This window comes from Pseudomonas sp. TSRC2-2 (genome assembly GCF_049897785.1).
Taxonomy (GTDB): Bacteria; Pseudomonadota; Gammaproteobacteria; order Pseudomonadales; family Pseudomonadaceae; genus Aquipseudomonas.
This window is the reverse complement of the sequence record NZ_JAFCWZ010000001.1, coordinates 1-25,115: the sequence shown is the minus strand read 5'-3', so window position 1 is coordinate 25,115 and position 25,115 is coordinate 1. Positions and strand designations below refer to the sequence as shown.

The window sequence follows — 25,115 nt, the reverse complement described above, 5'->3', positions numbered from 1 at the left end:
CGTAGGCTGAAAAACTCAGCCTACGGTCAAGGCGCGAAGATCAGGCGGTAAAGGAATACCACCTCGCAGCGGTGACTTTACTCGTCAGATTTTTTCTTCAGTTTCGGATTGGGGAAAAACTGCACGGCCTGGACTTTCTTGTCCGCTGGCGGCTTGAGCGCGCTGGTATTGACCCGCGTGCCCAATTCCTTGGGCACCGACAGCCCTTGCTCATTCAGAGTGTCCGAATAACCGCAGGCCACGCACTCGCGGTGCGGCACGCCGTCCTCATTCCACATCATCAACTTGTCCGGCTCGCTGCACGCCGGGCAGACCGCCCCGGCGATAAAGCGCTTTTTGGTAATCACAGGGCCGTCGCTCATGCTGCCGCATCCTCACTCAGGCCGCTATGGCGCAACAGCGCGTCAATCGACGGCTCACGGCCACGGAAGTCGACGAACAGCACCATCGGTGCCTGCGAGCCGCCGCGCGCCAGAATCGCTTCGCGGAACGCCCGACCGGTGTCAGCGTTGAGCACACCGTCTTCCTCGAATTTCGAGAAGGCATCGGCGGACAACACTTCAGCCCACTTGTAGCTGTAGTAGCCCGCTGCATAACCACCAGCGAAGATGTGCGCAAAGCTGTTGGGGAAGCGGTTGTACGCCGGTGGACGCATGACCGAGACCTCGTCACGCACGCCTTCGAGTACTTGCGCCACGCTGCGGCCGTCACCGTGGGTGGCGTGCAGTTCGAAGTCGAACAGCGAGAACTCCAGCTGACGCACCATCATCAGGCCGGACTGGAAGTTCTTCGCCGCGAGCATTTTTTCCAGCAGGTCCTGCGGCAGTGGCTCGCCGGTCTCGTAGTGGCCGGAAATCAGCGCAAGGCCTTCCGGCTCCCAGCACCAGTTTTCCATGAACTGGCTTGGCAACTCGACCGCGTCCCAGGCCACGCCGTTGATGCCCGATACGCCAGCGTGCTCGACGCGGGTCAGCAGGTGGTGCAGGCCATGGCCGAACTCGTGGAACAGCGTGGTCACTTCATCGTGGGTCAGCAGCGCCGGTTTACCGCTGTCGGCCGGGGTGAAGTTGCACACCAGATTGGCCACCGGGTTCTGCAGTACGCCGTCGACGGTGCGGCGACGATCGCGGGCGCCGTCCATCCAGGCGCCGCCGCGCTTGTTGGCGCGGGCGTACAGGTCGAAGAAGAAGCGGCCGACGTGCTGGCCGTTTTCCTTGATCTCGAACAGGCGTACGTCCGGGTGCCAGGTGTCGAAGCCTTTCTGCTCGGCGATCTCGATGCCGTACAGGCGCTGAACGATGGCGAACAGACCGCTGAGGACTTTATCGATCGGGAAGTAGGCGCGCAGGGTTTCCTGGGCGACGCTGTAGCGCTGCTCGCGCAGTTTTTCACCGTAGAAACCGCTGTCCCAGCTTTGCAGGTCGGCGCAGCCCTGTTCGGCGGCGTAAGCGCGCAGCTGTTGCAGATCCTGCGCGGCGAATGGCTTGCTGCGCTGGGCCAGATCACGCAGGAAACTCAGCACCTGATCGCTGGATTCGGCCATTTTTGTCGCCAGACTCAGCTCGGCGAAACTGGCGAAGCCCAGCAGTTGCGCCAGTTCCTGGCGCAGGTCGAGGATCTCTTCCATCACCGGGCCGTTGTCGTTCTGGCCGGCGTTCGGGCCTTGATCCGAGGCGCGGGTGCAGTAGGCGGCGTAGACTTCCTCACGCAACGCACGGTCCTGCGCATAGGTCATCACCGCGTAATAGCTCGGGAATTCCAGGGTGATCAGCCAGCCGTCGAGGCCTTTGGCTTGCGCGGCGGCGGCCATTTGCGCCTTGGCCGAGTCGGTCAGGCCGGCGAGGGCGGCGTCGTCGGTGACGTGCTTGGTCCACGCCTGAGTGGCGTCGAGCAGTTGGTTGGAGAAGCGGCTGCCCAGCTCGGACAGTTTGCTCTGCACTTCGGCGTAGCGCTTCTGTTCGGCTTCCGGCAGATCGATACCCGACAGGCGGAAGTCGCGCAGCGCGTGTTCTAGAATGGTTTTCTGCGCGACGTCGAAACCGGCGGCTTCCGGGCTGTTGGCCAATGCTTCATAGGCCTGGAACAGTTCGCGGTTCTGACCCATCTCGGTGGAGTAGGCGCTCAGGGCCGGCAGGCAGGACTCGTAGGCTTCACGCAGTTCGGCGCTGTTGCACACGGCGTTGAGATGGCTGACCGGGCTCCACGCCGCACCGAGGCGATCGTTGAGTTCGTCCATCGCCAATACCAGACCGGCCCAGGTCGGGTTCTTGCCTTGAGTCTTGAGGATTTCGGCGATGGCGGCGCGGTTGTCCGCGAGGATGGTTTCGATGGCGGGCAGGACGTGTTCGGCACGGATCGTGGAGAACGGCGGCAGGTCGTAGGACTGCAAAAGAGGGTTGTTCACGCTCACGGTTGGCACCTTGGCTGGAAGAAACATGCGCCCATCTTAATTACAATCGACACTCACCGCAGCTATCGGCGACAGAGAGAGAACTAATCGTGTCCCTTCGCAAATATCAGAATCACACCCCCCGCTTGAGCAAAGGCGCATTCGTCGACGGTTCGGCGGTGGTGATCGGCGACGTCGAAATTGGCGAAGACAGCTCGGTCTGGCCGCTGACGGTGATCCGTGGCGACATGCACCGTATCCGCATCGGGGCGCGCACCAGCGTGCAGGACGGCTGCGTGTTGCACATCACCCATGCCGGCCCGTTCAACCCGCACGGTTTTCCATTGCTGATCGGCGATGACGTGACCATCGCCCACAAGGTCATGCTGCATGGCTGCACCGTCGGCAGCCGCGTGCTGATCGGCATGGGCAGCATCGTCATGGACGGCGCCGTGGTTGAAGACGATGTGATCATCGGCGCCGGCAGCCTGGTACCGCCGGGCAAGCGCCTGCAGAGCGGCTTCCTGTATGTCGGCAGCCCGGTAAAACAGGTGCGGGCGCTGACCGACAAGGAAAACGCCTTCTTCACTTACAGCGCGGCGAACTACGTCAAGCTCAAGGACCTGCATCTGGCCGAAGGCTACGACCAGCTCTGAATCGCCCTACACCTGCTCGGGAATTTCCATGCATTACCAGACCGTACTGTTCGACCTCGATGGCACCCTGACCGACCCGCGTGAGGGCATCACCCGCTCCATCCAGTTTGCGTTGGCCAATCTCGGCATCGACGAACCGGATCTGAGCAAACTGGAACACTTCATCGGCCCGCCGCTGCTGCAAGCGTTCATGCAATTTTACGATTTCGACGAAGCCAAGGCCTGGGAGGCGGTGAATTTCTATCGCGAGCGCTTCAAGGTCACCGGCCTCTACGAGAATCGAGTGTTCGATGGCGTGACGCCGCTGCTGGAAACCTTGAGCGGGCAGGGACGGCAGTTGTACATCGCTACCTCCAAGCCGTGGGTGTTTGCCCGCGAAATCGCCCGGCATTTCGATTTTGCCCGGCATTTCAAAGTGATCTACGGCAGCGAACTGGACGGCACGCGGACCAACAAGGTCGAGTTGATCGCGCATTTACTGCAGGAAGAAGGGCTGGATCCGGCGCAGACACTGATGATCGGCGATCGCAAGCACGACCTGATCGGCGCACGCAGCAATGGCCTGGATGCCGCAGCGGTGGGGTATGGCTTTGGCAGTTTCGAAGAGTTGAGTGCAGAGGCGCCGGCCTATCACTTTGAAACGCTGGATGCGTTGCATCAGGCATTCCTGCGGCGCGGATGAGTCCGCTTTCGCGAGCAAGCCCGCTCCTGCGTTTGGAATGCATTCCCCCTGTGGGAGCGGGTGTGCTCGCGAAAAGACCGGCTCAGCCAATGCGAAATCAGGATGCTGCCAACGCTCTGAGCGCCGACTTGCGCTCATCAACCGGCAACTTCCCCAAGCGTTCAACCTCGGCATAAAACTTCGGCCAATCCCCACCCACCTGCTGGAACAACGCCGCAAACGCCGGCACCCACTGGTCATACAGCCCGAACGGCAGCAACCGCGCGTTGTTCAGCGGCGCATTGACCCAGGCGTCATAACGCTTGTCTGCGGCCCAGCGACTGTCGCGCATTACCCGATAGTCGCTGCGCAAGCGCTCGAACTCCGCCGCTTTGCGCTCACGCATCTGCTCGGCGGGCAATGGTTGCGCATAGAGTTTTTCCAGCCGTGAGCGCGTGTCGAGAACGAGGCTGATGAACTGCTCACGCTGCTTGAGCCTGGCATCCGACTCCGCCGGCAACCCGCGAAACGCGCGCCACTGCCGCGTGCCTTCCTGCTCGACAAACGTGGCAAATGACTCGTTGAACTCGGTGTCGTCCTTCACATAGAAGCGCTGGTGCGCCAGCTCATGAAAAATCAGCGTGGCCAGCCGCTCGTCGCCCCAGCCCATCATCGAGTTGAGGATTGGGTCATCGAACCAGCCAAGCGTCGAGTACGCCTCGACACCGCCGATCGATACGTCCATGCCCTCCAGTCGCTGAATCGCCGCTTCGCCACGGGCGGCGCTCTGGCTGTAGTAGCCGCGGTACGCCACGCAGCCGGCAATCGGAAAGCAGTGATTTTGCGGCGTGAGGGAAAACTCCTCGGTGGCGAACACATTCCACACCACGAACGGCCGGCCAATGTCGGCGTACAGGCGATAGCTTCGGTTGTCCGGCAGGTGCAGGTGCTCGCTGGCGAACAGGCGAGCCTTCTGTGATTGGGCCAGATGCGCGCGCAATTTGGCTTCGCGGCCTGGGTCGGCAATGACCTTCTCGACCGGCTCCCGCGCGCGCAGCAGTTGCAGTTGTCCGCTGGCGAGCTGGCTGTAGTAGCTGACGCCGGCGCAACCGTTGAGCAACAAAAGCAACACACCCGGAAACAAAATCGGAAAAACGCGATCAAGTAACCCAAGGCTGGAAAACGGCCTGATCAAAATAAGAACTTCCCCGGAAAGTCTGCCCCAAGACTATCCCGCCTCAAGGAGCTCCGCTATGCGCATGTTGATGCTGACAGGTGGCCTGCTGACGCTGGCCGGTTGTGCCGGATTTGGAATGCCCGATCCCGACCCCTCGCAAGCCTGGATTGATCTCGACGCCCGCCAACACGACACGGCGCTGCAAGCCGTGCAAGTCGATGCCACGCAGGCCATCGATAAACGCTATTTCGAGGTACAGCCCGGCAGCCATGAGCTTAAAGTTCGCTATCAATTTCCGGTCGAGGCCACCAACATCGGCCCGAATGCCGAGCCGTTGCGGCGTGATTGCCAGTTGAACGTAAAATTCAAGGATTTCAACGCCGGCCAACGCTATCAGTTGCAGGCTGGCAGCATCGGCTTCCGGCCTTGGGCCAAGCTTTATGACGAACAGCGCAAGGTGGTCGGTCAGGGCACGCCGGCGGGCTGCCAGAGCAGCTGATCGGCGCTATGCTGGGAAACCCTCGTTTCCAGGACATTGAATCATGCGCAAGTTGACGACATTGCTCGCCGCCAGTGTGCTCGCCGGCTGCCAGACCCCGCTGCCGGCGGCCGATCCTGACAAGGCCTGGGTCGACTTCGCCATGCCAAGCCCCGGCGGTAAGGTGTTGATGGCCGAACGTCTGGATAACCAGCGCCTGTCGGACGGGCGGTTTTTCCAGGTCGCGCCCGGTCGCCATGAACTGACGGTTCGCTTTGACTTCGAGATCTTCGGCGGAGGTCAGGGCATGGACAGCGATCCGCAAGAAAGGCTGTGCTACATGACCCTCGCTTACGACCGTTTCGAGGCTGGGCAACGTTATCGTCTGGAAGCACGATCGCTGGCCTTCACACCCAGTGCACGCCTGATCAATGCTCAGGGTCAAATCGTGGCCAACGAGCGGCAGATCAATTGCGTGCCGTGACGGACACTCAGCTATCGTTTTTCTGATAAATGATTCGTTTGGTGCCGTTCTCGCAAGAACCGACGATCATGGCCGAGTCGTGCTGCTTCGCCTCTTCCGCCGTGATGATTTCCAGGGTGTACGAGGGGATCGCCTTCGCCTGAATCTTGATTTCGATTTCCTTTCTGAGCTCTTCGCAGTCCTTCGGGGCTGCGATAGCGGACGTGGCCAGTGCACTGCAAAGGATCGCCAAGCCAATACGTTTCATCGATGAAGCTCCTTGAGGCAGCGCGCACGGGCGTGCGCTGAAGCTGCTGTCGATTATTCGACCACAGTTTTACAGAGCGGGTTCTGACTTTGCTCACACCTTGTATTAATTGCCGGCCGCTGAGCTGGTTTCGAGATTGCCTTCACGAGCAGGCTCGCTCCCACACTGGATCTGCGACGTGCACAAATCCCCTGTGGGAGCGAGCCTGCTCGCGAAGGCGTCAGCCCGGCAAACGTCGGATCAGCTGACCAGCGAAGCCTCAAGGGTGATCTTCGCATTCAGGACCTTGGAAACCGGGCAACCTTCCTTGGCCTTGTTGCTCAGCTCTTCAAACTGCTGCTGAGTCGCGCCCGGGATCTTCGCCTTGAGAATCAGCTTCACTGCAGTGATCGCAAAACCACCTTCAACCTGATCGAGGGTGACTTCGGCGTTGGTGTCGATACTGTCTGCCTTAAGGCCGGCATCGCCGAGAATCATCGAGAATGCCATGGAGAAGCAGCCGGCATGGGCCGCACCGATCAGTTCTTCGGGGTTGGTGCCTTTGCCGCCTTCAAAGCGCGCCTTGAAGCCGTACGGCGCTTCTCGCAGCACGCCGGTTTCGGTGGAGATCGAGCCGAGACCGGTTTTCAGATCGCCTTCCCAATGCGCCGATGCCTTTTTCACGATAGCCATGTCTGCCTCCTCAAATGTGGCGCGGTACGCCGCGCCTTCGCGGTTTTTACTAGCAAGGCTTCTGAGGATAGACGGCGGAACAAAGTTCAGCCTGGCTGAATCGTTGACTTTTTTAGTAGGAAATTTCGCTGCTGCTATTGAATCTCGGGTATATGCCCTCATTCCATAAAACACGCTTATGGATTTGGCAGGTTTTCGTTCGCAAAGAAAAACCTGCCTCCCCACCCGGAGATGCAGGTTCATGAAAAAACTGTCCGACGTTAAATTTTCCACCCTCGACCTGGTGCCCGTGCGCGAAAACGGCAGCGCAGCGCAATCGCTGCGCAACTCGCTGGATCTGGCGCAGCATGCCGAGAAATTCGGCTACACGCGCTTCTGGGTCGCCGAACACCACAACATGGACGGCATCGCCAGTTCAGCGACATCGGTGTTGCTCGGCTATCTCGCCGGTGGCACGTCGACGATTCGTGTCGGTTCCGGCGGGGTAATGCTGCCCAACCATGCGCCGCTGGTCATTGCCGAGCAGTTCGGCACCCTAGAGAGCCTGTACCCGGGACGAATCGACCTGGGATTGGGCCGCGCGCCCGGCTCAGACCAGATGACCGCCCGCGCTTTGCGCCGCGAACGCTCGGGCAGTGCTGACGATTTTCCCGAAGACGTCGCCGAGCTGATGCGCTACCTCGGTCCGCGCACGCCGGAACAACGGGTGATCGCCATGCCCGGCACCGGCACCAACGTGCCGGTCTGGCTGCTCGGTTCGAGCCTGTTCAGTGCACAACTGGCCGGCGAGCGGGGCCTGCCTTACGCCTTCGCCTCGCACTTCGCGCCGCGCTTCATGCATGAGGCGATTCGCATCTACCGCAACCACTTCAAGCCATCGGCGGTGCTCGACAAGCCGTACGTGATGCTCGGTGTGCCGTTGGTGGCAGCGGATACCGACGAGCAAGCCGATTACCTGGCGACGTCGGTGTACCAGCGAATTCTTGCGCTGATGCGTGGGCAGAGCCTGGTGCAGCGTCCGCCGGTTAAAACCATGGACGGCCTGTGGCTGCCCCATGAGCGCGAGGCGGTGGGCGATTTCCTCGGCCTGGCGATGGTCGGCGGCCCGCAGAAGATCCGCGCCAAACTTGAAGTGTTGATCGAGCAGACCCAGGCGGATGAGCTGATTTTCACCAGTGATCTTTACGAACACGCCGATCGCATCCATTCCTACGAACTGCTGGCCCAGGTTATGAAGGGGTAACGCGAACCTTGTAGGAGCTGTCGAGTGAAACGAGGCTGCGATCCTTTGATTGTGATTTGAAATCGACAACAAAAGATCGCAGCGTGCCGCAGCCCCTTCCCACAAAATCATCGCCCACAAAAAAGCCGACGCATCCACGTCGGCTTTTGTATTTCAGGCGCAATCAACCGCGCTTGTAGACGATGTCCTTGCTGCCGCCTTCGCAACTGCCGACGACGTCACCGTCAGCCGCTGCGCCCTTGTCGACAACCTCCAGCGAATAACCGGAAACGCCTTTGGCGTCGAGCTTGGCTGCGATTTCGCTTTTCAGCTCTTCACATGGCTTGCCGGCTGCAAACGCACCACCCGCAAGGCTTAACAAACCTACTGCCAACATGAACTTCTTCATCGGTCGCACTCCCTGGTCGGATTGAAAGAGGCGGGCATCGAGTCATCTACCCGATACGCTCACCTTGTAGCGCTTTGCCATTCCCTATGGCACTCGGCCAGCGCGCAAGTTCAGAAGACTGGACCAAACTCAGCTGGCGACAATCTTGAAGCCGACCTTCAGCGTGACCTGAAAGTGCGCCACCTGGCCATTTTCGATGTGGCCACGGGTTTCGGTCACTTCAAACCATTCCAGATTGCGCAGGGTCTTGTTGGCCTCGGCCAGCGCATTGTTGATGGCGTCTTCGATGCTGGTGGTGGACGAACCGACCAGTTCGACTTTCTTGTACGTGTGATGGTCACTCATGGCGATCTCCTTGGGTTGGAATGGCGTGTGAAATTGAGCCTAGCAGGCAATTGCACTGTTGATTTCGGCGCCGCTACGCTGCCGAAGTTCAGAATTTCTGCACTTTCTCGACATGCTGAAGTCCCAACCAACACACGCCACTCATCACCAATGCAGGAGAGCCACCATGGCCAACACCTCTTTACGTAAAGCCTCGTTGCAAAGCATGGAAGCCGAGATCGAGAGTCTGCTCAAATCGTTGGAAAGCTTGAAAGACGATGCTTCGGACGAGTCGCGCAAGACCCTCAAGGCGCTGAAAAGCAATGCTGAAAGTGCGCTGAAGCACTCGCGTCACCTGCTCAGCGACGCCTATGAAGAAGTCAAAGTCAAAACCCGCGAGACCGGCATCGCCACGCGTGACTACGCCCAGGAACACCCATGGACCACAGCCGGCGTGGCTGTCGGTGCAATCGGCTTGCTTGCTGCCTATTTTCTGTTCAAACGCGGTGAGTGATCAGGCTGGCGCAGCTCGTTTTTGAGCCACTGCGCCAGTTGCCGAGCGCGCCCGTCCGCGGCGCGCTTGGGTAGCCACAACGCCAGTTGCGCCGGGGTTTCGCAGAAGCCCCACGGCGCAAACAGGCGACCCGCCTTCAGATCTTCGATTACCAACGGCTCCGGTGCGATTGCTACACCGAGACCTGCAACAGCCGCTTCCAGCAAATAATACAAATGCTCGAATCCTTGCCCGAGCTTTAACGCCTTGGCGTCGAGGTTGTTTTCCTGCGCCCAGCTGGGCCAGGCCTGCGGGCGAGAGGTCGTGTGCAGCAAGGGCTCGTTGAGCAGTTCTGCGGCGCCAGCGGCTTGCAGCTTTCGATAGCCGCTGAACAACGGGCTCATGACCGGGCCAATGCGTTCCGCCGCCAGTTCATAGACCTGCATATCGGCTGGCCACGGCGGCTCGGCGAACAGCAACAGCGCATCCAGTCCCGGGCGCCTTGGATCGAGGTCGCCTTCACCGGCAGACAGGTGCAAACGCAAGTCCGGCAGATCGGCATTCAGCCGCCCCAGGCGCGGAATAAACCAGCGCGCCAGCAGGCTACCGGAACACCCGAGCACAAACGGCGCATCGGCAGTGCTTTGGGTCAATTCCGCACAAACACTGCGCAACCGGTCGAACGCCTCAGCGCTGGCATCGCGCAGACGCACGCCGGCATCTGTGAGTTTCAAGCCGCGCCCATCCTTGACGAACAGGCTCATGCCGAGATGTTCTTCAAGCACCTTGAGCTGGCGGCTGACTGCGCCGTGGGTGACATGCAACTGCTCGGCGGCCTGGCTAACGCTGTTCAGGCGGGCGGTGGCCTCGAAGGCGCGCAAGGCATTCAACGGGGGAAGGTCGTGGTTCATGGTATCTGTGAGTTTTCCTGACAGGTTTCGGCAATCTTATCGGTTTTCAGTCCAGAGCGTCAGAGGTAGAGTGGGCGTCATTGCCTTCTGGCCGAATTCACCTGGAGCGACCCATGACCCAGACTTCGAACACCTCTGATCTGCGTAACGGCCCTGACGCCAACGGCCTTTTTGGTGCGTTCGGTGGCCGTTATGTAGCGGAAACCCTGATGCCGTTGATCCTCGACCTGGCCCGCGAATACGAAGCGGCCAAGGAAGATCCTGCATTCAAAGAAGAATTGGCCTACTTCCAGCGTGACTACGTCGGACGTCCGAGCCCTCTGTATTTCGCCGAACGCCTGACCGAGTTCTGTGGCGGCGCCAAGATCTACCTCAAGCGTGAAGAGCTGAACCACACCGGCGCGCACAAGATCAACAACTGCATCGGCCAGATCCTGCTGGCGCGGCGCATGGGCAAGAAGCGCATCATCGCCGAAACCGGCGCCGGCATGCACGGCGTGGCCACGGCCACCGTTGCTGCGCGTTTCGGTCTGGACTGCGTGATCTACATGGGCACCACCGACATCGAACGCCAGCAGGCCAACGTTTTCCGCATGAAACTGCTCGGCGCCGAAGTGATCCCGGTCGTCGCCGGTACCGGCACCCTGAAAGACGCGATGAACGAAGCCCTGCGCGACTGGGTGACCAACGTCGACAACACCTTCTACCTGATCGGCACCGTGGCCGGCCCGCACCCTTATCCGGCAATGGTCCGCGATTTCCAGGCCGTCATCGGCAAGGAAACCCGCGATCAGTTGCAGGCTCAGGAAGGTCGCCTGCCGGACAGCCTGGTGGCGTGTATCGGCGGCGGCTCCAACGCCATGGGCCTGTTCCACCCGTTCCTCGACGACAAGAGCGTTGAGATCATCGGCGTCGAAGCCGCCGGTTACGGCATCGAAACCGGCAAGCACGCGGCCAGTCTCAACGGCGGTGTGCCGGGCGTGCTGCACGGTAACCGCACCTTCCTGCTGCAGGACGACGATGGCCAGATCATCGACGCCCACTCGATTTCCGCCGGCCTCGACTATCCGGGCATCGGCCCTGAACACGCCTGGTTGCATGACATCGGCCGCGTCCAGTACACCTCGGTGACTGACGACGAAGCGCTCGAAGCGTTCCACAAATGCTGCCGTCTGGAGGGAATCATTCCTGCCCTTGAAAGCGCTCACGCCCTGGCGGAAGTGTTCAAACGCGCACCGAATCTGCCGAAGGATCACCTGATGGTGGTCAACCTCTCCGGCCGTGGTGACAAGGACATGCAAACCGTGATGCACCATATGCAACAGTCGCAGCAGGAGACACACTGATGAGCCGCCTGCAAACCCGCTTTGCCGACCTCAAGCAACAAAACCGCGCCGCCTTGGTGACCTTTGTCACTGCCGGTGATCCTGACTACGACACTTCGCTGGCGATTCTCAAAGGCTTGCCGGCGGCGGGCGCCGACGTGATCGAACTGGGCATGCCGTTCACCGATCCGATGGCCGATGGCCCGGCGATCCAGTTGGCCAACATCCGGGCGCTGGGCGCCAAACAGAATCTGCTGAAAACCCTGCAAATGGTTCGCGAGTTCCGCGAAGGCAACAGCGACACGCCGCTGGTGTTGATGGGTTATTTCAACCCGATCCATAAGTTCGGCGTCGAGCGTTTCATCGCCGAAGCCAAGGATGCCGGCGTCGATGGCCTGATCGTGGTCGACATGCCGCCAGAGCACAACGAAGAACTGTGCGACCCGGCGCAGGCTGCCGGTCTGGATTTCATTCGCCTGACCACGCCGACCACCGACGACGCGCGTCTGCCCCGCGTGCTCAATGGCAGTTCCGGTTTCGTCTATTACGTGTCGGTGGCCGGCGTCACTGGCGCCGGTGCGGCGACCCTGGAGCACGTCGAAGAAGCGGTCGCACGTCTGCGTCGGCATACCGATTTGCCGATCAGCATCGGTTTCGGTATCCGAACACCGGAGCAGGCTGCGGCCATCGCGCGTCTGGCTGACGGCGTGGTGGTGGGCTCGGCGTTGATTGATCACATCGCCAGCGCCGATACGCCTGAGCAGGCCATCGATGGCGTGTTGAGTCTGTGTTCGGCGCTGTCCCAAGGCGTGCGCAAAGCGCGCGTCTAAGACCGCAGAGGAAAATAAAAAGGCTTCAGAACAAGCGTTCTGAAGCCTTTTTTGTGCTCAGGGTAATTGCAGTCCGCCCGAGGCCTTGTGCAGTTTGCGCAAATGCTCGCCGATCTGCTTGACGTTGGCCTCGCTGGCGGCAATCTCGGCGGCGCGCTTGGGTTCGAGCAGCTTGCGCACTTCGCTATCAAGGTCGCCGGACAGCGCCAGCAGCTTCTTCTGCCGCTGGCTGCTTTCCGCTTCCAGTCGGCCAAACTCGCTCGGCTGCGGCAGTCCGTAACCTTTGGAGTCGAGCAGTTCCGCCGGGCGGCTGAGGAAGCCACTGTTGGCGAGGATCTCCTGCAGGGTCGCGTTGGCTTTGTCCATGCCGCCATTTTCCAGCTCGCGGGCGCCGAGATAGCGTTGCTTGACCTCATCCTGGGCCAGCAACAACTGCCGGCGGAAACTCGCCTGCTCGAGCAGCAACAGCGCGGCACTGGTGCGCAGGTCGGCGCGGTCGAACCATTCGCGGCGTTGCTCAGCGCTGAGTGACAGCCAGTCTTCGACGGTGGTCTGCTTGATCGGCAGTTGCTTCTTCAATACGTCGAACATCGCTTGATAACGATCGCGGAACGAGTCGAAGCGATAACCCAGGCGCAAAGCTTCTTTCGGATCGTCGAGCACGCTGGTGTCGGCCAGGCCACGGCCTTTGAGCACTTCCAGCAAACCGTTGGGCATGATGCTGTCGAGGCCGACCAGTTGGCTGTTATTGCTGCCGCTGCGCAACAGTTTCAAGCCTTCTACCGCGCAGTTGTTGGACAGGAAGAAATAGTTGCCGTCGTAGCTCCAGTGCATCTCGGCAGCATGTTCGACGACGCCTTCGATTTCCTCACGAGACAGGTTCAGCGGCACCGAAGCGAGGCTGCGCAATTCGGTTTTGGTGTATTCGTCGATCACTTGCGCCAGCGGCAACACGAACAGCCGCGACGGGTATTTGCCGACCAGTCCGTCCCAGCTCGACAACTGCACATCGCCTACGAAGGCGCGATAGGACAACACCAGGTGCTGATCCAGATCGAGACGGCAGTCCGGGCCGCGAGGACGACCGGGCGCGCAAATGACCAGGCGCAGCATGCTGTGGCCCCAGCGGCTGACCCAGTTCTGATTGGCCTCGGCCAGCAGGTAATCGACCGCGTAGACGCGCTCCGGATCGACTTGCCCCAGAGGCTGCTTGGCGAAGTCATTGCCCGCATTGAGAAAGGCGAAGGTCTTGCTGCAGGTGTCCTTGGCCGCTGGCGCCCAGCCGAAATGCTCCTTGTAGTAGCGATACAGCGCCGGGCGGCGGCAGGCGTAGCTCGGGTCGAGGAGGAAGTACTCCATGTTGACCGCGACAAATTCCTTGGGGCTGGAGATTTCGTAAAGGTCGGGGCTGCGCGCGATCTGGCGGTTGTGCTGTTCGCGCTCGCCACGGCGGCCGACGTATTGCTGCCAACCGGCCAGGTCGAGCAGGCGCGGGTCGTCGCTGATGGTGAAACGCCGACCGTTCTGCCCGCGGCACTCATCGGGAATGCCGATCAGCCCGGCGCTGTTGAAGCGCCGGGTGCAGCGCTGGATCAACGTGCGCTCGACACTTGGCCATAAACGCGCGCGGTCGTAGATATGAGTGATTTCGTGCAGCACTGTGGCGAGCAGTTCCTGACGCACAGTGCCGTGGGGGCGATTGGTTTTCTCTTTTGCCGCGCTGCCATCGGTGAGACCGGCGAGCAGCTTGCGATTCAGATCGAGCTCGGATACCAGCGTCGCCTGGCCGTAAGCATTGGCAGGCATGTCGTCGGTCCAGCCGACATCGATACGCCGATCCAGCCGCTCGATGAAGCTCGGCGGCAGTTTCGTCATGGCCTCATCGATCAGCGCCTGACTGGCCTGTTGTTGAGCCGGGCTCAGACCCTCGGTCTTGAGCCGCAATTGCAGGCCGGCGTGGGCGCTGTTGCCAAGCAGCAACAACGCTCCGGCCAGCAGCCAGGCGCCAACGGACCTCACAGTGCGAGGATGGCTTCGGCGAGTACCTGATCACTGGCGTCGCGCGCTTCCGGCACACGAGTACGCAAGGTGTTGAGGGCGGCTTCGAGGTGCGCACCACGGATGTCGCCGTTGCTGGCGACGAAACTGGCGGCGTCGTCGTGGGCTTCGCGGATGATTTTCGAATCGCGAATCGACGTGGTGGTATCAGAGGTGAAATCGATGGTGCGCTGGGAGGCACGAACGATGATGTTACTGGTGGCTACCAGGGTGTGCGCCTGGGCCACATCGGCCAACACAAACAGGCCAAGGGCGGCAGCAATCAGCGGGCTACGCATGGAACGACTCCGGAAGGACAAGGATAACTATTGGACGAGAATTGCCTCTGCCAGTTCAAGGTCGCTGGCATGAAGTTTTGGCCGGGTTTTGCGCAGGTAATGCAGCGCGGATTCGAGCCGTGCGCCTCGCCATTCACCGTCACTGGCGACGAAGGCCGCCGCGTCATCATGGGCGACGAGCAGCAGTTTACGGTCGAACGGCGCAGAAGACACCATGCTGGTGGCGTAACCGCTGACAACCGTGCCTTGGGTCGATGCATTGAAAGCATCGAAGGCGTTGGCAGACATCGCCCAGCAGGCAGTGAATAAAGTAGATGAGATGAGCAGAGTTGGAAGAAAGCGCATGGGACTCGACAATTGTTAACGAGCCTGAAGGCTAGCGCAAATGCCCGGGCCAGAGCCAGCCTTGAAACATCGGGACACGGCTGGCGTGTCCCGCAATGCAGCGAACGATCAGAGGGTCAGAATGGCCTGAGCCAATTGGGCATCGGTGGCATTGAGTTGGGGCGCCTGTTGGCGGATGTGGTCGAGCGCGCTCTCCAGCTTCACCCCACGGATATCGCCTTCGCTGGCTACGAAGCTGGCAGCGTCGTCTCGGGCAGCGAGGACGATCTTGTCGTCACGGAACGAGGAGGTCACATCGGAAGTGGCATCGGATGTGGCTTTCAGCGCGCCGACGATGGAGTCGGTGGTCACGATGAAGCTGGTAGCGCTGGCGTTGGCAGCTACCGCCAACAGGGCAGCGGCACTGAGCAGACGAAGACGGGTCATGGTGAAACTCCTTTGGATAAACCGTAGTGAGAGGTGGCTCGGTATCTGAGGAGTCAGACGCCAGATGCTTAACGTTCGCCACGTTCTATGTGGATATTAGGCTGCCTCTGGCGATTCGCCCAGTGATGGCCACCGCTGCGACTACGGATGCGTTCAACTGTACCGCTAGATATAAGTTTTTTGTAAATTGTAGTGGTTCAACCAAAGACGCCGTAGGGAGAAATTTTTGAGCCCGAAACGACAAAACCCGTCGTGGTTTCCCACGACGGGTTCTGCTTGTGCAATTCGGGTTGCTGGCGGTGGGTCTTGCGACCAGAGCCAGCGACGCTGCTTAGCGCCAGAACGGCTTGCTCAGCTCTTCGTAGCGTTGAGCTTCGCTGATGCCAGCGTCAGCCAGCAAACGCGAATCCAGACGGGCCAATTGATGGCGGCTGGAGATGCGGCGCTGCCACAACATCAGGTTGGCGATAACGCGCAGAGGCAGGGAAGCCTGGGTATTTACAGCTTTGTCTTCGAAGAACAGTTCGGAACTGAGTGTACGTTCCATGGTTGACATCCTTCCGCTTGTGGCGGGATCAGGTAGTGGTTTGACTGGTGCCCATGATCCTCTCGTTTGCCTAGTCTCTGTAGATACAGTTCGTTTGTATTGTGAGCGAGCAGTTAACTGTTTATGCAGGGTGTACGGGTCGAAATTGAGCAAACTGTACCTGTCCGCACATTATTGGTGCGATTGTGCCTTTTTAGAGAGTCCGAGTAGGGTTTTGCTGTAGGAAATGACCAGTACAGTAGTACAGTTTTATACGGTTATGCTTCAGCTAATCTTCCCACCGACGCAAATTGTGTTTGCGCCGGTGTTGATCTGTGTGATTTACACCGCAAGCATGCGCCCGGTTTCTTCCAGGTTCATATGCCAGCTCAGGGCTTCGCGCAAAATATGCGGGGTGTGACCGCCAACAGCGCAAGCAGCGCTGAAGTAATCATTCAGTGCCTGACGAAAGTCCGGGTGCACGCAGTTGTCGATGATCACCCGCGCTCGCTCGCGTGGCGCCAGGCCGCGCAAATCGGCCAGCCCGACTTCGGTCACCAGAATGTCGACGTCATGCTCGGTATGGTCGACGTGGCTGACCATCGGCACCACACTGGAAATGGCGCCACCCTTGGCGATCGACTTGGTCACGAATACAGCCAGATGCGCATTGCGCGCGAAATCGCCCGAACCGCCGATGCCGTTCATCATCCGCGTGCCGCAGACATGGGTGGAATTGACGTTGCCGTAGATATCGAATTCCAGCGCGGTGTTGATGCCGATGATGCCCAGGCGGCGCACCACCTCGGGGTGATTGGAGATCTCCTGCGGCCTTAGAATCAGCTTGTCCTTGTACTTTTCCAGGTTGCCGAACACGTCGCTGTTGCGCCGCTCGGACAAGGTGATCGAGCTGCCTGAGGCGAAGCTCAGCTTGCCGGCGTCGATCAGGTCGAAAGTCGAGTCCTGCAGCACTTCGGAATACATGGTCAGGTCTTCGAACGGCGAGTCGATCAAGCCACACATCACCGCGTTGGCAATGTTGCCGATGCCGGCCTGCAGCGGGCCGAGCTTGTTGGTCATGCGCCCGGCCGCAACTTCCTGCTTGAAGAAGGTGATCAGGTGTTCAGCAATGGCGTGGGTATCAACGTCCGGTACTGACACGGTGGACGGCGAGTCCGACTGCTGGGTGATGACAATCGCAACGATCTTTTCAGGCGGAATCGGAATCGCCGTACTGCCGATGCGATCGTCGACTTTTACCAGCGGGATTGGCGTGCGCGTCGGACGGTACGTCGGGATATAGATGTCGTGCAGGCCTTCGAGGTTGGCGTTGTGCGCCAGGTTGATCTCGACGATGACCTGCTTGGCGAAGATCGCGAAGCTTGCCGAGTTGCCCACCGAAGTAGTTGGCACAATATGGCCCTGTTCGGTGATGGCGACTGCCTCGATGACGGCAATGTCCGGCAGCTTCAACTGCTGGTTGCGCAACTGCTCGACCGTTTCCGAGAGATGCTGGTCGATGAACATCACTTCGCCGGCGTTGATCGCCTTGCGCAAGGTGCTGTCGACCTGGAACGGCATGCGCCGCGACAGCACGCCGGCCTCGGTCAGTTGCTTGTCGAGGTCGTTGCCCAGGCTGGCGCCGGTCATGAGGCTGATCTTCAGCGGAGTGACCTTGGCGCGCTCGGCCAGTGCGTGAGGAACGGCTTTGGCTTCGCCGGCGCGGGTGAAACCGCTCATGCCGACGGTCATGCCGTCCTCAATCAGAGCAGCGGCGTCGGCAGCGCTCATCACTTTATCCAACAACGAAGGCAGGCGAATACGGTCACGGTACATGGATTATTATCTCGGGCAACGAGTAGCAGGATGCGCAGTCTAGTGAATTTGGCCGGCGCCTGTCCCGCTACCAAGGTCGCAAACGAGGCCTCTATTTCGCGGGCTTGAAGTAAAACACCGTTACCGGATCTGCAACAACGCGGCAAATTGTCCATTGTTCTGCGCAAACAAAAACGCCCCGACAAGTCGGGGCGTTCGCTGTTGCAAGGGTGAATTACTCGACCGCTTTGACCATGTCTTCGATGACCTTTTTCGCGTCGCCGAAGACCATCATGGTCTTGTCCAGGTAAAACAGTTCATTGTCCAGACCGGCGTAGCCGCTGGCCATCGAGCGCTTGTTGACGATGATGGTCTTGGCCTTGAACGCCTCGAGGATCGGCATGCCGGCAATCGGCGACTTCGGATCGTTCTTCGCGGCCGGGTTGACCACGTCGTTCGCACCGAGCACCAGCACCACGTCGGCCTGACCGAACTCGGAGTTGATGTCTTCCATCTCGAACACCTGATCGTAAGGCACTTCGGCCTCGGCGAGCAGGACGTTCATGTGCCCAGGCATGCGACCGGCCACCGGGTGAATCGCGTACTTCACGGTTACGCCGCGATGGGTCAGCTTCTCGGTCAGCTCCTTCAGTGCGTGTTGCGCACGGGCTACCGCCAGACCATAGCCCGGCACGATGATCACGGTGTCGGCGTTGGTCAGCAGGAAGGTTGCGTCGTCCGCCGAGCCGGATTTCACCGGGCGGGCTTCCTGCGCACCGGCAGGACTTGCATCGGCCGTATTACCGAAACCGCCAAGCAATACATTAAAGAAGGAACGGTTCATCGCCTTGCACATGATGTACGAGAGGATCGCGCCGCTCGAACCCACCAGCGAGCCGGCAATGATCAGCATCGAGTTGTTCAGCGAGAAGCCGATCCCCGCCGCCGCCCAGCCCGAGTAGCTGTTGAGCATCGACACCACCACCGGCATATCGGCGCCGCCGATCGGGATGATGATCAGCACGCCCATCACGAACGCCAGCGCCAGCATCAGCGCGAACGCGGTGAGGTTGCCGGTGAACATGAAGGTCAGGCCGAGAACCAGCGTAGCCAGGCCCAGAATCGCATTGAGCTTGTGCTGACCGGCGAACTGTACCGGTGCGCCCTGGAACAGGCGGAATTTGTACTTGCCCGAGAGCTTGCCGAAGGCAATCACTGAGCCGGAGAAGGTGATCGCACCGATGGCTGCACCGAGGAACAGCTCCAGACGGTTGCCCGCCGGAATCGCGTCGCCCAGCTGTTTGACGATACCTAGCGATTGCGGCTCAACCACGGCGGCAATCGCAATGAACACCGCAGCGAGGCCGATCATGCTGTGCATGAACGCAACCAGTTCCGGCATCTTGGTCATTTCAACGCGCTTGGCCATGATCGAACCGGCGGTGCCGCCGACCAGCAGCCCGACGATCACGTAACCGATCCCGGCAGTGGCAAGCTCAGCGCCCAACTTATAGATGAGGCCAACCGTAGTGATGATGGCCAGCGCCATGCCGAGCATGCCGAACAGGTTGCCGCGCCGCGAAGTGGTCGGGTGCGACAGGCCCTTGAGGGCCTGGATAAAGCAGATCGACGCGATCAGGTAGAGCGTCGTGACGAGATTCATGCTCATTACTTCGGCGCCTCTTCTTTTACTTTCGGGGCTTTCTTCTTGAACATCTCAAGCATGCGCCGGGTGACCAGGAAGCCACCAAACACGTTGACCGCTGCCAGTGCCACGGCGAGGGTGCCCATGGTTTTACCCAGCGGGGTGACGGTCAGTGCGGCGGCGAGCATCGCGCCGACGATGACGATCGCCGAGATGGCATTGGTGACTGCCATCAACGGCGTATGCAGCGCAGGTGTAACGTTCCAGACCACGTGGTAACCGACATAAATCGCCAGCACGAAGATGATCAGGTTGTAGATACCGGGGGAGATAAGCTCTTCCATCGTCTGAATCCCTGCTTAGGCGTTTTTGCGGATGACTTGGCCGTCGCGGCACATCAGGCACGCGGCGACGATGTCGTCTTCGAGGTTGACGTCGAACTGGCCTTCCTTGGTGAACACCAGCTTGAGGAAGTCCAGCAGGTTGCGTGCGTACAGCGCCGAAGCATCGGCAGCCACTTCGCCGGCGAGGTTGGTCGGGCCGACGATGGTCACTCCGTTTTCCACAACGACCTGATTGGCCACGGTCAGCGGACAGTTGCCACCCTGAGCGGCGGCGAGGTCGATGACCACCGAGCCGGGTTTCATCTGCGCCACGGTTTGCGCGCTGAGCAGCGTCGGCGCCTTGCGGCCCGGAATCAGCGCAGTGGTGATGACGATATCGGCCTGCTTGGCGCGCTCGTGCACAGCCTGGGCCTGACGCTGCATCCAGCTCGCCGGCATCGGGCGCGCGTAACCGCCGACACCGACCGCGCATTCGCGTTCTTCATCGGTCTCGTAAGGCACGTCAACGAACTTGGCGCCGAGGGATTCGATCTGCTCTTTTACCGCTGGACGTACGTCAGACGCTTCGATCACCGCACCCAGACGTTTCGCCGTGGCAATCGCCTGCAGGCCGGCCACACCCGCGCCTAGAATCAGCACGCGCGCCGCTTTCACGGTGCCCGCAGCGGTCATCAGCATCGGCATGAAGCGTGGGTAATAGTGAGCCGCGAGCAACACCGCTTTGTAGCCGGCGATGTTCGCCTGCGAAGACAACACATCAAGACTCTGCGCCCGCGAGGTGCGCGGCGCCGCTTCAAGAGCGAACGCGGTAATCCCGCACTCGGCCATTTTGGCGATGGTTTCGTTGTTGAACGGGTTGAGCATGCCCACCAGCACCGTGCCGCGCTTGATCAGCGTCAGTTCGGCATCGCTTGGCGCGACCACTTTGAGAATCAGCTCGGCGCCAAACGCGTCATTGGCGCTGCCAATGCTTGCGCCGGCCGCTTCATAGGCACTGTCGACGACACTGGCTTTGACGCCAGCCCCGCTTTGTACAGTGACCTTATGGCCTTGACTGATCAGCTTCTTGATGGTTTCCGGGGTTGCAGCAACCCGTGTTTCACCGGTCTGGGTTTCGAGAGGAACACCAATGTGCACGTCAAATCTCCTGCGTGATCTTATTGAGTAAACCCAGGCACTACGGATGGTGCGACTGGGGCGGCCGATCAGCACGATCCCGCCAAATCAAGGCGGGGCGCGGCATTTTGCAGGCGAACTTTGAGCCCTTCAAGGGATTATGACGGGTGACGGAAAATTAACTACAAGTCATGCCGTGACCGAATGTCGCAGACGGCCAGTTGAAGCCCTTGCAGGCCGTGCTCTGCAAGGATTCTGGCTGAATATTTAGAAATTTCTGATAGGTGGCGTGAATAGGCAGCAATGTGTCGCCATTGAAGGGCTCAAAGCCACGTCTTACGCCGCTTATGGGACGTCTGTACGACCTTCGGATACAGGCATTGAAATGGCGACAAATAGTTATATCTGTAGGGCTTTAAAATTCCTGACTACCGGGTTAGTAATCAATAAGAGCCTCTAGTCTTCTAGGCTGTAGCTCTTCGCCTGCTGTAACAACCAGTCACGAAATGCTTTCAGCGATGCAGATTCGACCTTTCGCTCAGGAATCATCAGGTAATACGCCTTGAAGCTGGAGAGCGCCTGGTGATTGGCGATCACCAAACGTTTTTCAGTCAGCTCTCGCTGAATCAGGAAGGGCGGAATCAGCGCAATGCCCATGTCGTGCATGGCTGCTTGGGCGAGCATGGAGAATAGCTCGTAGCGTGGGCCTGTCATGTCGCGGGGGATGTTTAGCTGTTGCGAGTCGAACCACTGACGCCAGGCGTACGGGCGGGTGGTCTGTTGCAGCAACGGTAATTCGGCGATGGCGTCAGCGTTCAGATGCGTTTGGTCGCCGAGCAGGGTCGGGCTGCACACGGGCATCGGATTCTCGCCCATCAACCTGTGGGACTCGGTACCGGACCAGTCGGCATCGCCGAAATAGATCGCCGCATCGAATTGCGTATCGGCAAACAGGAACGGGCGGGTGCGGTTGGTCAGGTTCACCGTGACTTCCGGATGCTTGTGCTGGAAATCCTTCAGACGCGGCAACAGCCATTGCGTGCCAAACGTGGGAACTACCGCCAGTTCAATTACATTGGCGCCTCGCTGACCCATAACCGACAACGTGTCGCGCTCGACGGCATCGAGCTGAGTCGCTACCCGGCGGCTGTAGGAAAGTCCTGCCTCAGTCAGTTTTACTCCGCGCCGTGAGCGCCGGAACAGTTCAACGCTGAGGAAGTCCTCAAGGCTGGCGATCTGTCGGCAAATGGCGCCTTGAGTGAGGGAAAGTTCTTCTGCGGCCCGCGTAAAGCTCTCATGGCGAGCGGCCGCTTCGAAACTGATCAGGGCGGCCGTGCTGGGTATCTTTCTGCGCATGTACGTCAACCTCACTAATGCGCCGCGTAAAAGGCTGTTCGCGACGTTTCGGAGTGAGAAATTAGCACAAGAGGTTGCGAAATCCTCGTTTGCTGCGGCGGCCAACCGCGCCTAGGATCAATGCCACGTTAATTCAGTCGATTTGCGAGGACATACTCATGGGCGGTAAAGCTAGCTTCAACTGGATCGATCCCCTGCTGCTGGATCAACAGCTCACCGAAGAAGAGCGCATGGTCCGCGACACCGCCGAGCAGTTCGCTCAACAGAGCCTGGCGCCGCGTGTCCTTGAAGCATTCCGCCATGAAAAGACTGACCCGGCGATCTTCCGCGAGATGGGCGAAGTCGGCCTGCTCGGGGCGACTATCCCCGAGCAATACGGTGGCAGCGGGCTGAATTACGTCAGTTATGGTCTGATCGCGCGTGAGGTCGAGCGCGTCGACTCCGGCTACCGCTCGATGATGAGTGTCCAATCCTCACTGGTGATGGTGCCGATCAATGAATTCGGTACCGAAGCACAGAAACAGAAATACCTGCCAAAACTGGCTTCGGGCGAATGGATCGGCTGCTTTGGTCTGACCGAGCCGAACCACGGTTCCGATCCTGGCGCGATGATCACTCGGGCGCGCAAGGTCGATGGCGGCTACAGCCTGACCGGCGCAAAAATGTGGATCACCAACAGCCCGATCGCTGACGTGTTCGTGGTGTGGGCCAAGGATGACGCCGGCGACATTCGTGGCTTCGTTCTGGAGAAAGGCTGGAAAGGTCTGAGCGCTCCGGCGATTCACGGCAAGGTCGGCCTGCGCGCTTCGATCACCGGTGAGATCGTCATGGACAACGTGTTCGTGCCGCAAGAAAACATCTTCCCGGATGTCCGCGGCCTGAAAGGTCCGTTCACCTGCCTCAACTCGGCACGCTACGGCATTTCCTGGGGTGCGCTGGGTGCCGCCGAGTTTTGCTGGCACACCGCGCGTCAATACACTTTGGATCGTCAGCAATTCGGTCGCCCGTTGGCCGCGACTCAACTGGTACAGAAGAAGCTTGCCGACATGCAGACCGAGATCACTCTGGCGCTGCAAGGCTGCCTGCGTTTGGGTCGCATGAAGGATGAAGGTACCGCTGCGGTCGAAATCACTTCGATCATGAAGCGCAACTCCTGCGGCAAGTCGCTGGACATCGCCCGTATGGCGCGCGACATGCTCGGTGGCAACGGCATCTCCGATGAGTTCGGCGTGGCCCGTCATTTGGTCAACCTGGAAGTGGTGAATACCTATGAAGGTACCCACGACGTTCATGCGCTGATCCTCGGGCGTGCGCAAACCGGTCTGCAAGCGTTCTATTAATAGGAGGGCCGATCATGGGCGCGCTGTCGCATCTGCGGGTACTGGATTTATCGCGAGTGCTGGCCGGGCCTTGGGCCGGACAGATCCTCGCCGACCTTGGCGCTGAAGTGATCAAGGTAGAGCGCCCGGGTAATGGTGATGACACTCGGGCCTGGGGCCCTCCCTTCCTTAAAGACGCTTACGGCGAGAACACGTCGGAAGCGGCTTATTATCTGTCGGCCAACCGCAACAAGCAGTCGGTGACCATCGACTTCACCCGCCCTGAAGGGCAGAAGCTGGTGCGCGACCTGGCGGCGAAGTCGGACATCCTCATCGAGAATTTCAAGGTGGGCGGTCTGGCGGCCTATGGCCTGGACTATGAATCGCTGAAGGCGCTCAACCCGAATCTGATCTACTGCTCCATCACCGGCTTCGGCCAGACCGGTCCGTACGCCAAGCGCGCCGGCTATGACTTCATGATTCAGGGCTTGGGCGGGCTGATGAGCATCACTGGTCGTCCTGAGGGGGATGAGGGCGCCGGGCCGGTGAAAGTCGGGGTGGCACTGACGGACATTCTCACCGGGCTATATTCTACAGTGGCGATTCTGGCGGCACTCGCTCACCGGGATCACGGCGGGAGTGGTCAGCACATTGACATGGCATTGCTGGATGTTCAGGTTGCTTGTCTGGCTAATCAGGCAATGAACTACCTGACAACGGGCGATGCGCCAAAGCGCTTGGGCAATGCTCACCCGAATATCGTGCCTTATCAGGACTTTCCTACAGCGGATGGCGACTTCATCCTCACCGTGGGTAATGACGGGCAGTTCCGCAAATTCGCCGAAGTCGCGGGACAACCGCACTGGGCGGATGATCCACGCTTTGCGACCAACAAATTGCGGGTGGCGAATCGCGCGGTGTTGATTCCATTGATCCGTCAGGCTACGGTCTTCAAGACGACGGCCGAGTGGGTTGCTCGGCTGGAGCAGGCGGGAGTGCCTTGTGGGCCGATCAATGATCTGTCGCAGGTCTTTGAGGATCAGCAGGTGAAGGCGCGCGGCCTGGCGATCGAGTTGCCGCATGCGTTGGCAGGGATGGTGCCTCAGGTGGCCAGTCCCATCCGGTTATCCAAGACTCCGGTCGAGTATCGTTTTGCGCCTCCTTTATTAGGTGAGCATACGCAGCAGGTTCTGCAGCGAGTATTGGGTCTTGACGCTGGTGCGGTAGCGGCGCTGAAGCAAGGGGGAGTCGTTTAAGTTCTTCTATATAGAAGGCTCAGCTTTCTCGCCTGTTTGGATGTTTTTTGGCCAATCCGCAAGTAATTGAAAGAAAAGCGAAATTAACGGTTGACGGCAGATTCCAGAGGTCTATAATTCGCCCCACTTCCGGCGCAGTCGAAACGGAAAACTCCTTGAGATTCAAAGAGTTATGCGGTTTTCGGCAGCGGCTTGCTTCAGATCATCGAAGCCTGGAAGGAGTTGAAAGAGCAGTGATGTGTAGCTCTTTTAACGGTTCGATCTTCTCGGTCGAAAGCGGAGAAAAAGAGGTGTTGACAGCAGCGATTAACGCTGTAGAATTCGCCTCCCGCTAACGAGAGATCGGAAGCGCA

Annotated in this window: 28 protein-coding genes; 10 read left to right on the top strand and 18 right to left on the bottom strand. The window is 59.7% G+C overall.

Features of this window, described 5'->3' with window-relative positions; all coding sequences use genetic code 11:
• Positions 1-77 precede the first annotated feature (77 nt).
• Positions 78-362, bottom strand: a complete 285-nt coding sequence (locus ACP7D9_RS00140) for a YheV family putative zinc ribbon protein (RefSeq protein ID WP_101159631.1) — start codon at positions 360-362, stop codon at positions 78-80.
• Positions 359-2,437: an oligopeptidase A gene (prlC, locus tag ACP7D9_RS00135; protein ID WP_426154928.1), complete on the bottom strand. Its 2,079-nt coding sequence runs from the start codon at positions 2,435-2,437 to the stop codon at positions 359-361. The genes ACP7D9_RS00140 and prlC overlap by 4 nt, the downstream gene beginning before the upstream one ends.
• A gap of 62 nt (positions 2,438-2,499) precedes the next feature.
• On the opposite strand from prlC, the gene ACP7D9_RS00130 reads away from it, so the two are divergent.
• Positions 2,500-3,045, top strand: a complete 546-nt coding sequence (locus ACP7D9_RS00130; protein ID WP_426154926.1) for a gamma carbonic anhydrase family protein — start codon at positions 2,500-2,502, stop codon at positions 3,043-3,045.
• Positions 3,046-3,073: 28 nt separating this feature from the next.
• Positions 3,074-3,727, top strand: coding sequence for an HAD family hydrolase (locus tag ACP7D9_RS00125; RefSeq protein ID WP_426154924.1), 654 nt, complete (start codon positions 3,074-3,076; stop codon positions 3,725-3,727).
• A 97-nt stretch (positions 3,728-3,824) separates the two neighbouring features.
• On the opposite strand, the gene ACP7D9_RS00120 is transcribed toward ACP7D9_RS00125, so the two are convergent.
• Positions 3,825-4,901, bottom strand: coding sequence for an aminopeptidase (locus ACP7D9_RS00120; protein ID WP_426154922.1), 1,077 nt, complete (start codon positions 4,899-4,901; stop codon positions 3,825-3,827).
• A 58-nt stretch (positions 4,902-4,959) separates the two neighbouring features.
• Here ACP7D9_RS00120 and ACP7D9_RS00115 point away from each other — a divergent pair, with 58 nt between their 5' ends.
• A complete protein-coding gene (locus ACP7D9_RS00115; protein WP_101159627.1) occupies positions 4,960-5,382 on the top strand; it encodes a hypothetical protein in 423 nt (140 codons plus the stop codon).
• A gap of 43 nt (positions 5,383-5,425) precedes the next feature.
• Positions 5,426-5,845 (top strand): hypothetical protein, encoded by a 420-nt coding sequence (locus ACP7D9_RS00110; RefSeq protein WP_426154920.1) that lies wholly within the window; start codon positions 5,426-5,428, stop codon positions 5,843-5,845.
• A gap of 7 nt (positions 5,846-5,852) precedes the next feature.
• Here the strand turns inward: ACP7D9_RS00110 and ACP7D9_RS00105 are convergent, their stop codons facing one another.
• Together ACP7D9_RS00105 and ACP7D9_RS00100 are read right to left on the bottom strand one after the other, a co-directional pair.
• Positions 5,853-6,092 (bottom strand): DUF1161 domain-containing protein, encoded by a 240-nt coding sequence (locus ACP7D9_RS00105; RefSeq protein WP_101159625.1) that lies wholly within the window; start codon positions 6,090-6,092, stop codon positions 5,853-5,855.
• A gap of 240 nt (positions 6,093-6,332) precedes the next feature.
• Positions 6,333-6,764 carry an OsmC family protein gene (locus ACP7D9_RS00100; protein WP_101159624.1) on the bottom strand — a complete coding sequence of 144 codons (432 nt, stop codon included), beginning with the start codon at positions 6,762-6,764 and terminating at the stop codon, positions 6,333-6,335.
• Positions 6,765-7,005: 241 nt separating this feature from the next.
• Here ACP7D9_RS00100 and ACP7D9_RS00095 point away from each other — a divergent pair, with 241 nt between their 5' ends.
• On the top strand, positions 7,006-8,007 hold the full coding sequence (locus ACP7D9_RS00095; RefSeq protein WP_056791299.1) for an LLM class flavin-dependent oxidoreductase: 1,002 nt from the start codon (positions 7,006-7,008) through the stop codon (positions 8,005-8,007).
• 163 nt (positions 8,008-8,170) lie between these two features.
• On the opposite strand, the gene ACP7D9_RS00090 is transcribed toward ACP7D9_RS00095, so the two are convergent.
• Positions 8,171-8,395 carry a DUF1161 domain-containing protein gene (locus tag ACP7D9_RS00090; protein WP_071173980.1) on the bottom strand — a complete coding sequence of 75 codons (225 nt, stop codon included), beginning with the start codon at positions 8,393-8,395 and terminating at the stop codon, positions 8,171-8,173.
• A gap of 129 nt (positions 8,396-8,524) precedes the next feature.
• Positions 8,525-8,740: a dodecin gene (locus ACP7D9_RS00085; RefSeq protein ID WP_039757080.1), complete on the bottom strand. Its 216-nt coding sequence runs from the start codon at positions 8,738-8,740 to the stop codon at positions 8,525-8,527.
• A 166-nt stretch (positions 8,741-8,906) separates the two neighbouring features.
• On the opposite strand from ACP7D9_RS00085, the gene ACP7D9_RS00080 reads away from it, so the two are divergent.
• Positions 8,907-9,233 (top strand): DUF883 family protein, encoded by a 327-nt coding sequence (locus ACP7D9_RS00080; protein ID WP_039757078.1) that lies wholly within the window; start codon positions 8,907-8,909, stop codon positions 9,231-9,233.
• Here the strand turns inward: ACP7D9_RS00080 and ACP7D9_RS00075 are convergent.
• Positions 9,206-10,123: a LysR family transcriptional regulator gene (locus ACP7D9_RS00075; protein ID WP_426154915.1), complete on the bottom strand. Its 918-nt coding sequence runs from the start codon at positions 10,121-10,123 to the stop codon at positions 9,206-9,208. The two genes, ACP7D9_RS00080 and ACP7D9_RS00075, sit on opposite strands and share 28 nt — an antisense overlap.
• Before the next feature lie 113 nt (positions 10,124-10,236).
• Here ACP7D9_RS00075 and trpB point away from each other — a divergent pair, with 113 nt between their 5' ends.
• Positions 10,237-11,469: a tryptophan synthase subunit beta gene (gene trpB / locus ACP7D9_RS00070; protein ID WP_426154913.1), complete on the top strand. Its 1,233-nt coding sequence runs from the start codon at positions 10,237-10,239 to the stop codon at positions 11,467-11,469.
• Complete coding sequence (gene trpA / locus ACP7D9_RS00065) at positions 11,469-12,278, top strand: tryptophan synthase subunit alpha (RefSeq protein ID WP_426154911.1); 810 nt, start codon at positions 11,469-11,471, stop codon at positions 12,276-12,278. Before trpB ends, trpA begins: the two co-directional genes overlap by 1 nt.
• Positions 12,279-12,335: 57 nt before the next feature.
• On the opposite strand, the gene ACP7D9_RS00060 is transcribed toward trpA, so the two are convergent.
• From ACP7D9_RS00060 to ACP7D9_RS00015, 10 genes are all read right to left on the bottom strand, one after another.
• Entirely contained in the window at positions 12,336-14,297 is a 1,962-nt protein-coding gene (locus ACP7D9_RS00060; protein WP_426154909.1) for a DUF4105 domain-containing protein, read from the bottom strand.
• The gene (locus ACP7D9_RS00055; RefSeq protein ID WP_039757071.1) at positions 14,294-14,614 is read right to left on the bottom strand and encodes a DUF2388 domain-containing protein; all 321 of its coding nucleotides are present in this window, start codon (positions 14,612-14,614) and stop codon (positions 14,294-14,296) included. The genes ACP7D9_RS00060 and ACP7D9_RS00055 overlap by 4 nt, the downstream gene beginning before the upstream one ends.
• A gap of 27 nt (positions 14,615-14,641) precedes the next feature.
• Entirely contained in the window at positions 14,642-14,959 is a 318-nt protein-coding gene (locus ACP7D9_RS00050) for a DUF2388 domain-containing protein (protein WP_426154907.1), read from the bottom strand.
• A gap of 108 nt (positions 14,960-15,067) precedes the next feature.
• A complete protein-coding gene (locus ACP7D9_RS00045) occupies positions 15,068-15,385 on the bottom strand; it encodes a DUF2388 domain-containing protein (RefSeq protein WP_426154905.1) in 318 nt (105 codons plus the stop codon).
• Between the two features lie 331 nt (positions 15,386-15,716).
• On the bottom strand, positions 15,717-15,932 hold the full coding sequence (locus ACP7D9_RS00040; RefSeq protein WP_007911656.1) for a DUF1127 domain-containing protein: 216 nt from the start codon (positions 15,930-15,932) through the stop codon (positions 15,717-15,719).
• Positions 15,933-16,253: 321 nt separating this feature from the next.
• Positions 16,254-17,747 carry an acetyl-CoA hydrolase/transferase family protein gene (locus tag ACP7D9_RS00035; protein WP_426154902.1) on the bottom strand — a complete coding sequence of 498 codons (1,494 nt, stop codon included), beginning with the start codon at positions 17,745-17,747 and terminating at the stop codon, positions 16,254-16,256.
• Between the two features lie 214 nt (positions 17,748-17,961).
• Positions 17,962-19,395 carry an NAD(P)(+) transhydrogenase (Re/Si-specific) subunit beta gene (locus ACP7D9_RS00030; protein WP_426154900.1) on the bottom strand — a complete coding sequence of 478 codons (1,434 nt, stop codon included), beginning with the start codon at positions 19,393-19,395 and terminating at the stop codon, positions 17,962-17,964.
• Positions 19,395-19,715: an NAD(P) transhydrogenase subunit alpha gene (locus tag ACP7D9_RS00025; RefSeq protein WP_003187417.1), complete on the bottom strand. Its 321-nt coding sequence runs from the start codon at positions 19,713-19,715 to the stop codon at positions 19,395-19,397. The genes ACP7D9_RS00030 and ACP7D9_RS00025 overlap by 1 nt, the downstream gene beginning before the upstream one ends.
• A gap of 15 nt (positions 19,716-19,730) precedes the next feature.
• A complete protein-coding gene (locus ACP7D9_RS00020; protein ID WP_426154898.1) occupies positions 19,731-20,852 on the bottom strand; it encodes a Re/Si-specific NAD(P)(+) transhydrogenase subunit alpha in 1,122 nt (373 codons plus the stop codon).
• A 435-nt stretch (positions 20,853-21,287) separates the two neighbouring features.
• A complete protein-coding gene (locus tag ACP7D9_RS00015; protein WP_426154896.1) occupies positions 21,288-22,187 on the bottom strand; it encodes a LysR family transcriptional regulator in 900 nt (299 codons plus the stop codon).
• 158 nt (positions 22,188-22,345) lie between these two features.
• Between ACP7D9_RS00015 and ACP7D9_RS00010 the strand changes: the two genes are divergently transcribed.
• The gene (locus ACP7D9_RS00010) at positions 22,346-23,527 is read left to right on the top strand and encodes an acyl-CoA dehydrogenase (protein ID WP_426154894.1); all 1,182 of its coding nucleotides are present in this window, start codon (positions 22,346-22,348) and stop codon (positions 23,525-23,527) included.
• Between the two features lie 11 nt (positions 23,528-23,538).
• Positions 23,539-24,762: a CaiB/BaiF CoA transferase family protein gene (locus tag ACP7D9_RS00005; protein WP_426155574.1), complete on the top strand. Its 1,224-nt coding sequence runs from the start codon at positions 23,539-23,541 to the stop codon at positions 24,760-24,762.
• The last annotated feature ends 353 nt before the right edge of the window (positions 24,763-25,115 follow it).

What these genes read in the sequence shown, in the direction of transcription:
- ACP7D9_RS00140 (WP_101159631.1), bottom strand. Translation starts at nt 362, where the DNA reads ATGAGCGACGGCCCTGTGATTACCAAAAAGCGCTTTATCGCCGGGGCG.
- ACP7D9_RS00025 (WP_003187417.1), bottom strand. Translation starts at nt 19,715, where the DNA reads ATGGAAGAGCTTATCTCCCCCGGTATCTACAACCTGATCATCTTCGTG.
- ACP7D9_RS00105 (WP_101159625.1), bottom strand. Translation starts at nt 6,092, where the DNA reads ATGAAACGTATTGGCTTGGCGATCCTTTGCAGTGCACTGGCCACGTCC.
- ACP7D9_RS00095 (WP_056791299.1), top strand. Translation starts at nt 7,006, where the DNA reads ATGAAAAAACTGTCCGACGTTAAATTTTCCACCCTCGACCTGGTGCCC.
- ACP7D9_RS00100 (WP_101159624.1), bottom strand. Translation starts at nt 6,764, where the DNA reads ATGGCTATCGTGAAAAAGGCATCGGCGCATTGGGAAGGCGATCTGAAA.
- trpA (WP_426154911.1), top strand. Translation starts at nt 11,469, where the DNA reads ATGAGCCGCCTGCAAACCCGCTTTGCCGACCTCAAGCAACAAAACCGC.
- ACP7D9_RS00050 (WP_426154907.1), bottom strand. Translation starts at nt 14,959, where the DNA reads ATGCGCTTTCTTCCAACTCTGCTCATCTCATCTACTTTATTCACTGCC.
- ACP7D9_RS00085 (WP_039757080.1), bottom strand. Translation starts at nt 8,740, where the DNA reads ATGAGTGACCATCACACGTACAAGAAAGTCGAACTGGTCGGTTCGTCC.
- prlC (WP_426154928.1), bottom strand. Translation starts at nt 2,437, where the DNA reads ATGTTTCTTCCAGCCAAGGTGCCAACCGTGAGCGTGAACAACCCTCTT.
- ACP7D9_RS00080 (WP_039757078.1), top strand. Translation starts at nt 8,907, where the DNA reads ATGGCCAACACCTCTTTACGTAAAGCCTCGTTGCAAAGCATGGAAGCC.
- ACP7D9_RS00115 (WP_101159627.1), top strand. Translation starts at nt 4,960, where the DNA reads ATGCGCATGTTGATGCTGACAGGTGGCCTGCTGACGCTGGCCGGTTGT.
- ACP7D9_RS00110 (WP_426154920.1), top strand. Translation starts at nt 5,426, where the DNA reads ATGCGCAAGTTGACGACATTGCTCGCCGCCAGTGTGCTCGCCGGCTGC.
- ACP7D9_RS00055 (WP_039757071.1), bottom strand. Translation starts at nt 14,614, where the DNA reads ATGCGTAGCCCGCTGATTGCTGCCGCCCTTGGCCTGTTTGTGTTGGCC.
- ACP7D9_RS00035 (WP_426154902.1), bottom strand. Translation starts at nt 17,747, where the DNA reads ATGTACCGTGACCGTATTCGCCTGCCTTCGTTGTTGGATAAAGTGATG.
- ACP7D9_RS00125 (WP_426154924.1), top strand. Translation starts at nt 3,074, where the DNA reads ATGCATTACCAGACCGTACTGTTCGACCTCGATGGCACCCTGACCGAC.
- ACP7D9_RS00015 (WP_426154896.1), bottom strand. Translation starts at nt 22,187, where the DNA reads ATGCGCAGAAAGATACCCAGCACGGCCGCCCTGATCAGTTTCGAAGCG.
- ACP7D9_RS00090 (WP_071173980.1), bottom strand. Translation starts at nt 8,395, where the DNA reads ATGAAGAAGTTCATGTTGGCAGTAGGTTTGTTAAGCCTTGCGGGTGGT.
- ACP7D9_RS00075 (WP_426154915.1), bottom strand. Translation starts at nt 10,123, where the DNA reads ATGAACCACGACCTTCCCCCGTTGAATGCCTTGCGCGCCTTCGAGGCC.
- ACP7D9_RS00040 (WP_007911656.1), bottom strand. Translation starts at nt 15,932, where the DNA reads ATGGAACGTACACTCAGTTCCGAACTGTTCTTCGAAGACAAAGCTGTA.
- trpB (WP_426154913.1), top strand. Translation starts at nt 10,237, where the DNA reads ATGACCCAGACTTCGAACACCTCTGATCTGCGTAACGGCCCTGACGCC.
- ACP7D9_RS00045 (WP_426154905.1), bottom strand. Translation starts at nt 15,385, where the DNA reads ATGACCCGTCTTCGTCTGCTCAGTGCCGCTGCCCTGTTGGCGGTAGCT.
- ACP7D9_RS00030 (WP_426154900.1), bottom strand. Translation starts at nt 19,395, where the DNA reads ATGAGCATGAATCTCGTCACGACGCTCTACCTGATCGCGTCGATCTGC.
- ACP7D9_RS00010 (WP_426154894.1), top strand. Translation starts at nt 22,346, where the DNA reads ATGGGCGGTAAAGCTAGCTTCAACTGGATCGATCCCCTGCTGCTGGAT.